Origin of the sequence: Pseudomonas sp. URIL14HWK12:I6, from assembly GCF_000514195.1 — a bacterium.
Taxonomy (GTDB): domain Bacteria; phylum Pseudomonadota; class Gammaproteobacteria; order Pseudomonadales; family Pseudomonadaceae; genus Aquipseudomonas; species Aquipseudomonas putida_A.
Genome location: NZ_AZVL01000053.1, coordinates 1 through 1,548, shown reverse-complemented (window position 1 = coordinate 1,548; position 1,548 = coordinate 1). Strand labels below are relative to the sequence as shown.

At 55.3% G+C, this 1,548-nt stretch carries 2 protein-coding genes; both read right to left on the bottom strand.

Translation table 11 applies throughout. From position 1 onward, the window contains the following. A partial coding sequence (locus H043_RS0126465; protein WP_027614326.1) for a hypothetical protein occupies nt 1–296 on the bottom strand: 296 nt, incomplete at its 3' end. Nucleotides 297–750: 454 nt separating this feature from the next. Next, on the bottom strand, nt 751–1,347 hold the full coding sequence (locus tag H043_RS0126460; RefSeq protein ID WP_177325673.1) for an excinuclease ABC subunit C: 597 nt from the start codon (nt 1,345–1,347) through the stop codon (nt 751–753). Nucleotides 1,348–1,548 lie beyond the last annotated feature (201 nt).

The window sequence follows — 1,548 nt, the reverse complement described above, 5'->3', positions numbered from 1 at the left end:
GCGATGCCCAGTGCGGTTTTGCGGTGGGAGGTGTCGAGCGTGGCGGCGAAGTTGTTGAGCATTTCGCTGGCGGAGCCGAGGGTTTCGCTGGCGTTGGCGAGCAGGGATTCGGTGTCGCACTTCGGGTTGGCGAGGTACATGGGTTCGGGTTTGTGCGGGCTGGCCATGATTTGGGTGGCCGGGGACAGGTAATGGTCGAGGGCGCGTTCGGCGGCTTCGTGGAGTTTTTTGGAATCGAGGGATTCGTAGGGCGATGCGAGGTCGGTTTCTGGCGGGTTGGGTGTTGGCTTGATCATGGTGAAGCTCCTGATTGTTCATTAGGAGCTACCAGCATCACTTGCAGATGATGGGTGGCAGCTGTGCGCGGGTCTGCAAGACCGGGAAACCAGGAACCCGGCAGACCCGAAGGTCTCCCGCACAAAGCTGCCATTTCGTGGACCCGAACGAGCGTCCATTTGGCGTAGCTATGCGACTGGTTTTCCGGCGGGCTTGCAGACCCGATCACTGATGAGCAGTGACAGGAATCAAGGTACGGAGGGCGCGCCAGACGCACAAGCCGGCGGATTCTGGCGTACTCGTAGGCGATGGCGCAAGGCGTTGTAGGGCTTCGGTGGTAACGACAGACTTCGTTTAAACAATGGTGATTTTTCTGTTTATTCCGGTCTGCGGTTGATGGAGTCGGCGTTTTGGCGAGCAAGCCACTCCAACCGGCTGGCGATGGGTTCTGAATCGCAGTTCACACTGTCTCAGTCAATGAGTTTCGAAGGAGTTCCACTGATGGGTATCCAGCGCCAGTGCGCAGTAGGGCTCGAACACGTACAGCTCAAGCGCATTTTCGATAGCTATTGCAGCAACCTGAAGTGAGCGTAAGTAGGCTTGCGCTTCTGCGAAAGAAGTACCGAATAGTGGATCGTCCATTGCCTTTGCACGAGTGAGCTTGGAGATCGTTCGATCTGGATGCTTTGCCATCGCAATGCGAAAAGCCAAGCTTGCATCAAAGTGTGTCTTGCCGAATACGTGTTGCCGAAGCCGGCTGATCACACTTCGGGAAATACCAACATAAATAGGCGTTCCCTTGTCGATCAGAACGTAGCAACCCGAAAAGTCATGTGCCAGGCCGAACTGCTTCAGGAGAGACTTAGCCCCAACACCTTGAATGCCAAAAACCTTCATATCTCGCGGATCTCTAAGGGCGGTCTTCATTCTGTTCATATGCGCAGGCAAGACCGTTGTGGCTAGCTCTTCAAACGTGTGTGGGCATTCGTGTAGTGGCATGAATTTCGCGCTCGCGATAAAGATAAACGCCAACGCTAGCGCGATAAGTTCTGCCAGTACAAGCAACGTCATTAGCGTCCATTCCGACGCGGTAACTGAAGCGCCTGATTTGGGAAGTCATAGTAATAGATAGCCCTCCGTAGCGAAGAAATCTGGTACTTGCTACGGAGAGAGACCGGGTCAGTGGGCGATTTCGACGTTGTCGAGGGCCTGGTTTACGGCGAGTTCGCCGAGCATGACGACCTGGGCGATGCCCAGTGCGGTTTTGCGGTG